This is a genomic window from Bradyrhizobium sp. YR681, from assembly GCF_000282615.1.
In the GTDB taxonomy this organism is placed as follows: Bacteria; Pseudomonadota; Alphaproteobacteria; order Rhizobiales; family Xanthobacteraceae; genus Bradyrhizobium.
Genome location: NZ_AKIY01000262.1, coordinates 37,078 through 43,481, shown reverse-complemented (window position 1 = coordinate 43,481; position 6,404 = coordinate 37,078). Strand labels below are relative to the sequence as shown.

Below are 6,404 nucleotides of genomic sequence, written 5' to 3'. Positions count from 1 at the left end.
CGTGGTCGGCAATATCGGCTCGCGCCGCCGCTTCAACTACACCGTGATGAGCGACACCGTGAACGTCGCTTCGCGGCTCGAAGGCGCCAACAAATATTACGGCACCGCGATCATGGCGTCGGAAACGACGGTCGCGCAGACCGGGGACAGCTTCGCCTGGCGCGAGCTCGACGCCATCAAGGTGATAGGACGCGGCGAGGCGATCAAGGTGTTCGAGCCACTCGCGGAGAGGGGCGCGGAGAACGCCGGGCAGGCGAAGGTGGCGACAGCGTATGCGGAGGGGCTCGCTTGCTGGCGGGCGCGGGACTTCGCCAAGGCGGCCGATGCGTTCGGGCGAACGGCTGAGATCGATACGGCGTCGGCGCTGTTTGGAAAGCGCGCAGGAGCGCTCGCTGCCAATCCACCGCCGACGGATTGGTCGCCGGTCAATATCCTGGAAGGGAAGTAGCGGCCCTTACCTTCCCTCCAGGGAGGGTGAAGCAGGCGGGCAGCTAAAACGGCAGCCCCACATAATTCTCAGCGAGCAGGCGCTGCGCGGTCTCGGACGAGAGCAGATATTCCAGCTCGGTCTGCTGAAGCCGATCCTCGTACTCGGAGCGATCGGGGAAGCGATGCAGCAGCATCGTCATCCACCACGAAAAGCGCTGCGCCTTCCAGATCCGCGCCAGCGCCTTCGCGGAATAACCGTTGAGGCCGGAATCATCGCCCCGTTGATAATGCGCGAGCATGGCGTGGTAGAGATAGTAGATGTCGGATGCCGCGCTGTTCAACCCGCGCGCGCCGGTCGGCGGTACGATGTGGGCAGCATCGCCGGCGAGGAACAGGCGGCCATAGCTCATCGGCTCGGCGACGAAACTGCGCAAGGGCGCGATGCTCTTTTCGATCGACGGTCCGGTGATCAGGCGGTAGGCGACCTCGCCGGGCAGGCGGCGCTTCAGCTCGGCCCAGAATGCATCGTCACTCCAGTCCTCGACCTTGTCGGTCAAGGGCACCTGGATGTAGTAGCGGCTCAACACCTGTGAGCGCAGCGAACACAGCGCAAAGCCGCGCTCGTGCTTGGCATAGATCAGCTCGGGCGACACCGGCTTCGTGCGCGACAGCACCCCAAGCCAGCCGAACGGATAGACTTTTTCATATTCGCGCAGCACATCCTTGGGGATCGATTTGCGGCTGACGCCATGAAAGCCGTCTGCGCCGACGATGTAGTCGCAATCGACGCGGATGATCTCGTCGTTCGAACGATACGTCACGTAAGGGCGATCCGACGCCAGATCATGCGGCGTCACGTCCTGCGCATTATGCACGACCTTGCCGCCGAGGCGGTCGCGCGCCTCGTAGAGATCGCGCGTCAGCTCGGTCTGGCCATAAACCAGCACCGAATTGCCGCCGGAGTGCTTGTACAGATCGATCTGGGAGAGCCTACCGTCATGGGCGATCTCGAAGCCTGCGTGGATCTCGCCCTCGCGGTCCATCCGCTCGCCGCATTCGGCCTCGCGCATCAATTTTGCAAAGCCGTGCTCGAGCACGCCGGCGCGGATGCGGGCCAGCACGTGGTCGCGGCTGTATTTCTCCAGCACGACCGTGTCGATGCCCTTGAGGTGCAGGAGCTGGGACAGCAGCAGCCCGGACGGCCCACCGCCGATGATGCAGACCTGAACTTTCATTTTTGCGTCCTCCCGTCGGCACTTTTTTGCAGATCGAGCCGCGCAAACCGATGGAGGGTTTTGTCATTGTCTTGTACTATTCGAACATGAGAAGCGCGGCCCCCACCCCGGCGATCCGGGTCTACAATCTGTTCGGCGAAGCCGGCGATCTGCCCGACGTCGTGCATTGCGAAACGATTGCGTCGCGCTCGGTGCTGCACGACTGGACGCTGGCCGTGCACCGTCACGCCCGGCTGCACCAGGTGCTGCTGATCGAGCGCGGCGGCGGCGAGGCCACGCTCGACGGGCGCGTGGTGCAGCTGAGGCCGATGCAGATCGTCAATGTGCCGGTCGGCCATGTCCATGGCTTCCGCTTCGTGCCCGATACCCAGGGCTGGGTGCTGACCATCGCTGCCGAGATCCTGGACGAGGCACTGCTCGCCGCCGAAGGCCTGCGCGGAGAACTGTCGCGATCGGCCGTGGTGCGCGGCACGCCGCAGATCCGCGCCACCATGAAACAGATTTTTGCCGAGCATGCCGGCCGCGATTTCGGCCGCGCCCACGTGCTGCGCGCCTTGTCGGCCGCCATGATCGGGCTCGTCGCCCGCGCGCTGACCAGCGAGAGCGGCGGCAGCGGCACGGCAGAGAGTGGATTGTTCCGCCGCTTCGAGGCGCTGCTCGAGCAGCATCATCTCGAACGCTGGACCGTTGCCGACTATGCCGATGCCCTGTCGATCACGCCGACCCACCTCAACCGGGTGACGCGGGCCGCGACCGGCGACACCGCCTCGCATTTGATCCTCAACCGCCTGATCCGCGAGGCGCGGCGCAATCTCGTCTATACCAACCTGCCGGTCTCGACGATCGCCTACGCACTCGGCTTCGAGGACCCCGCCTATTTCAGCCGGGTCTATGCCGCCGCCACGGGACTGTCGCCACGCACCTTTCGCGCCCGGCTTCATGGCGGTGAATAGAGCTTGGACCCATCGGATCTAGGAGCTGAACCTCCGACGGTAGTCCTGCGGCGCGGTGGACAGCACGCGCAAAAAGCTGCGCCGCATGGTTTCTTCCGAGCCGAATCCGCAGCGCTGGGATATCCGCTTCACCGGCTGGCGTGTCTCCGAAAGCATCCGCCGGGCAGCCTCCACCCTCAGCCGCTCGATCGCGCGCAGCGGCGTGAGTCCGGTTGCTCTGGCATAGTGGCGGCTGAAACTGCGTTCGCTCATGCCGGCCTGACGGGCCAAGCTGGATAGCGACAGGTCGCCGGAGAGATGCTTGCTGATCCATTCGTGCAGCGCGCCGAATTCATCCTCGGCCGATTGCATCGACAGCGCCTCGCTGAACTGCGCTTGCCCGCCCGGCCGCTTCAGGAAGACGACGAGATAGCGTGCCACCGCAAGTGCCACGGTGCGGCCGAGATCCTCCTCGACCAGGGCCAGCGCCAAGTCGATACCGGCTGTCACGCCGGCCGAGGTCCAGATCCCGCCGTCGCGCACGAAGATCGGATCGGCCTCGACGCGCACCGCCGGAAAGCGGCGTGCGAGCTCGGTGCAGTACGACCAATGCGTTACCGCCCGCCGTCCGTCGAGCGCTCCGGATGCGCCAAGCAGGAAGGCTCCGGTGCAGACCGAGGCCACGCGCCGCGCCGTCCGCACGCGCCGCCGCAGCCAAACGACCAGCGCCGGATCTGATGCGGCGAGGTCAACGCCCGGGCCACCCGCGACCAGTAGCGTATCCAGTGCGCTGGTGCCGCGCGGAAGCGGCTCCGTAGCGATTTCGAGTCCCGACGAAGCCGCCACGCGCGAGCGATCCTTTGCCACGACGCGGAGCACATAGGGCGGCGATCCGCCGGCTTGCACCACCTGCTCGTTCGCAGTGGCGAACACCTGGAGCGGTCCCGTCACGTCGAGCAACTGCACCGCCGGATAGGCCAGCACTTCGATGATGCGGACGGCGCTCGCCCGCGCGGAAAGGCGAGCCGCACGCGGAGCAGGACTTGGCGGGAAACGAGGGGACTTTGGCATTACCGCCACAGCCTGCCCGGTTAGATTGCCGCTGTCCAGTTTCGAGTTGAGAGCAAAACCCATGATCCCGCATGAGACGCACCTGCAAATCGGCTCCCTGTTGTTCGACGGCCTCGACCAGATCGACCTGACCGGCCCCTTCGAGGTGCTGTCGCGCATTCCGAACGCGACTTATCGCGTCTATGCCAGGACGACCGCCCCCGTTCGCGACGTCAAAGGCCTGCGCTTGACGCCGGATGCGACGCTTGCGGAGGCACCCCAGCTCGACGTGTTGCACGTGCCGGGCGGCTTCGGCCAGGAAGCACTGATGGACAACGAGGAAATTCTGGCCTGGATCACGCAGCAGGTCGCAGGCGCACGCAGCGTATTCTCCGTGTGCACCGGCGCCTTGCTGCTCGGCGCGGCGGGCCTGCTCCGGGGTCGGCGGGCGACGACCCATTGGGCCTCGTTCCATCTGCTGCCGTTGTTCGGCGCCATTCCCGTCAACGAGCGGGTCGTGGTCGACGACAACTGGATCTTCGCCGCCGGGGTCACCGCCGGAATTGACGGAGCCCTGCGGCTCGCGGCCGAGCTGCGCGGCGACGACGCGGCGCGCGCGATCCAGCTCTACATGCAATATGCGCCGGAGCCACCGTTCGACAGCGGCACACCGGAGCGTGCCCCCGGCGCCATTCTCGACCAGGCAAAGCGTGCGGTCGCCGACATCACCGCGCAACGGGAAGCCACCGCCCGGCGGGTGGCCGCGCGGCTCGGGATCGTCACGCCAAGCGGCTAATTCGCAAGGCCTCATATCCGTAGGAGGAAACGATGAGCACGAAGACTTTCACCAAGACCGCGCCGCCGGACTGGCTTCTGGCAATGTGGAGGGAGATCGACGACAAGACGTTCGGCAAGGGCTTCGACTGCTTCGCCGAAGACGCCATCTGCAATCTCGGCGTCGCCGACTGGCACGGCCGCGAGACGATCCGCAACAATCTGCGGCAGTTCATCGACCGCGGCTTCACCGCGCTGCACGACGTCATCGAATATTGGGACAGCCCGCAGCTCAAGATCTTTCGCGGCGAGGTCTCGATGCGCTTCGACGACCCCAAGATCGCGCCCGTGCGGCCGACCATGGTCCATTTCTTCTACATGGACGAAAGGGATCCCACCAAAGTCAAGCACTGGATCGGCGCCGTGGGCCCGACGGGATTCTAGTTGGCACGTCGCCGGCATGCACACGGCGACGCAAGCTTCCCCGCGACAACAGGATCGGCCTCATCCTCGGATGGGGCCGATCCCATTCCGGTTCGGATGAACTAGACGTCGAAGAACACCGTCTCGTCCGGCCCCTGCAGATGGATCGTGAAGGCGTACACGACCTTGCCCGCACGCTCGCTGCGCGTGGCGATCAGGGTCTTGCGGCGCACCGGCGGCTCGACCAGGTTGAGCACGGGATCGGCGGCGTTGGCGGCCTCCTCGTCCGAGAAATAGAGCCGCGTGTTGAGGCCGATGTTGATGCCGCGCGCGACGATCCAGACATTGACGTGCGGCGCGCATTTGCGCCCCGCCTTGTCGGTGACGGCGCCGGGCTTGATGGTCTCGAAGGTGACAAGCCCGCTGTCGAAGTCGGAGCCGCCGCGGCCCCAGCCGCGAAACTCCTCGTCCAGCGCGCCGGCCGAGCGATCGGCCGGATGGTTGTAGCGGCCGGCCGCATTGGCCTGCCAGATTTCCAGCAGCACGTCGCGCAGTGGCGAGCCGCTGCCGTCGAGCACTTTGCCCTCCAGCGTGATCCGTTCGCCCCTGGTGTCCGGCGTCACCAGCGCGTTGGAAAAATTCTTGTCGAAGATGTCAAAGCCGGCCATGGCCGGGATCAGGCCGATATGGACGTAGGGTCCGGCGGTCTGCGACGCGGTTTCCTTGAGGTAGTTGAGTGGCTGCGGCATGGACTCAGTTTCCCGCGGTGCGATTTTCAAAATAGGTGGAGCGCTGGCCGCGCAAGACGATGTCGAAGCGGTAGGCGAGCGAGTCGAACGGGGTCGAGGCGTTGAGGTCGAGCGGCGCGACCAGGCGGTCGAGCGCGTCCTTGTCCGGGATCGTCGTCAGGATCGGGCAGACCGGAATCAGCGGGTCGCCCTCGAAATACATCTGCGTGATCAGCCGCTGCGCGAAGCCCGAGCCGAACACCGAGAAGTGGATGTGGGCGGGACGCCAGCTGTTGACGAAGTTGCGCCAGGGATAGGGGCCCGGCTTCACGGTGCGGAAGTAGTAATAGCCGGTGTCGTCGGTCAGCGCGCGGCCGCAGCCGCCAAAATTCGGATCGATCGGGGCGAGATAGGTGTCCTTCTTGTGCCGATAGCGGCCGCCGGCATTAGCCTGCCAGAACTCGACCAGCGTGTTCGGCACGCCGCGACCGGTCTCGTCCAGCACGCGGCCATGGACGATGATGCGCTCGCCGACCGGGTCGCCGTCCTTGGCGTAGTTGCGGATCAGATCGTTGTCGAGCGGCCCGAGGTCGTTGTGGCCGAACACCGGCCCCGTGATCTCCGAGACCGAATTCTCGATCGAGAGCAGTGCCTGGCGCGGCGAGCGCAGCACCGAGGATTTGTAGCCGGGCGCATGCGCGGGCGGATGGATCGAGCGGTCGCGCTGGAAGAAGCCGCCGTCGCCGAGCGGTGGCGCAAAGGGCTCGGGACGGTTGAGGCGGGGATCCTGCAAGGCTGGCGCCTGGGCATTCATCGGCGTTGTCTCTCCCTGT

General features: G+C 65.7%; 8 protein-coding genes. 4 read left to right on the top strand and 4 right to left on the bottom strand.

Translation table 11 applies throughout. The features are described from left to right. The coding region (locus PMI42_RS28610) for an adenylate/guanylate cyclase domain-containing protein (RefSeq protein WP_162137428.1) at positions 1–448 on the top strand (448 nt) is incomplete at its 5' end. A gap of 43 nt (positions 449–491) precedes the next feature. Here the strand turns inward: PMI42_RS28610 and pobA are convergent. Beyond that, on the bottom strand, positions 492–1,664 hold the full coding sequence (gene pobA / locus PMI42_RS28605) for a 4-hydroxybenzoate 3-monooxygenase (RefSeq protein ID WP_008140843.1): 1,173 nt from the start codon (positions 1,662–1,664) through the stop codon (positions 492–494). A gap of 50 nt (positions 1,665–1,714) precedes the next feature. On the opposite strand from pobA, the gene PMI42_RS28600 reads away from it, so the two are divergent. Beyond that, positions 1,715–2,617 carry a helix-turn-helix domain-containing protein gene (locus tag PMI42_RS28600; protein WP_008140840.1) on the top strand — a complete coding sequence of 301 codons (903 nt, stop codon included), beginning with the start codon at positions 1,715–1,717 and terminating at the stop codon, positions 2,615–2,617. 18 nt (positions 2,618–2,635) lie between these two features. On the opposite strand, the gene PMI42_RS28595 is transcribed toward PMI42_RS28600, so the two are convergent. Further along, a complete protein-coding gene (locus tag PMI42_RS28595; RefSeq protein ID WP_008140838.1) occupies positions 2,636–3,667 on the bottom strand; it encodes a GlxA family transcriptional regulator in 1,032 nt (343 codons plus the stop codon). Positions 3,668–3,728: 61 nt separating this feature from the next. Between PMI42_RS28595 and PMI42_RS28590 the strand changes: the two genes are divergently transcribed. Together PMI42_RS28590 and PMI42_RS28585 are read left to right on the top strand one after the other, a co-directional pair. Beyond that, positions 3,729–4,442 (top strand): DJ-1/PfpI family protein, encoded by a 714-nt coding sequence (locus tag PMI42_RS28590; RefSeq protein WP_008140836.1) that lies wholly within the window; start codon positions 3,729–3,731, stop codon positions 4,440–4,442. 32 nt (positions 4,443–4,474) lie between these two features. Further along, entirely contained in the window at positions 4,475–4,864 is a 390-nt protein-coding gene (locus tag PMI42_RS28585) for a hypothetical protein (RefSeq protein WP_008140835.1), read from the top strand. 101 nt (positions 4,865–4,965) lie between these two features. Here PMI42_RS28585 and pcaG read toward each other — a convergent pair whose 3' ends face one another. Both pcaG and pcaH read right to left on the bottom strand, forming a co-directional pair. Next, on the bottom strand, positions 4,966–5,592 hold the full coding sequence (gene pcaG, locus PMI42_RS28580) for a protocatechuate 3,4-dioxygenase subunit alpha (protein ID WP_008140833.1): 627 nt from the start codon (positions 5,590–5,592) through the stop codon (positions 4,966–4,968). 4 nt (positions 5,593–5,596) lie between these two features. Continuing rightward, the gene (pcaH, locus tag PMI42_RS28575; RefSeq protein WP_008140830.1) at positions 5,597–6,385 is read right to left on the bottom strand and encodes a protocatechuate 3,4-dioxygenase subunit beta; all 789 of its coding nucleotides are present in this window, start codon (positions 6,383–6,385) and stop codon (positions 5,597–5,599) included. Between the last annotated feature and the right edge of the window lie 19 nt (positions 6,386–6,404).

Coding starts and splice junctions, on each gene's coding strand:
- pobA (WP_008140843.1), bottom strand. CDS start 1,664: ATGAAAGTTCAGGTCTGCATCATCGGCGGTGGGCCGTCCGGGCTGCTG.
- PMI42_RS28585 (WP_008140835.1), top strand. CDS start 4,475: ATGAGCACGAAGACTTTCACCAAGACCGCGCCGCCGGACTGGCTTCTG.
- PMI42_RS28590 (WP_008140836.1), top strand. CDS start 3,729: ATGATCCCGCATGAGACGCACCTGCAAATCGGCTCCCTGTTGTTCGAC.
- pcaG (WP_008140833.1), bottom strand. CDS start 5,592: ATGCCGCAGCCACTCAACTACCTCAAGGAAACCGCGTCGCAGACCGCC.
- PMI42_RS28595 (WP_008140838.1), bottom strand. CDS start 3,667: ATGCCAAAGTCCCCTCGTTTCCCGCCAAGTCCTGCTCCGCGTGCGGCT.
- PMI42_RS28600 (WP_008140840.1), top strand. CDS start 1,715: ATGGAGGGTTTTGTCATTGTCTTGTACTATTCGAACATGAGAAGCGCG.
- pcaH (WP_008140830.1), bottom strand. CDS start 6,385: ATGAATGCCCAGGCGCCAGCCTTGCAGGATCCCCGCCTCAACCGTCCC.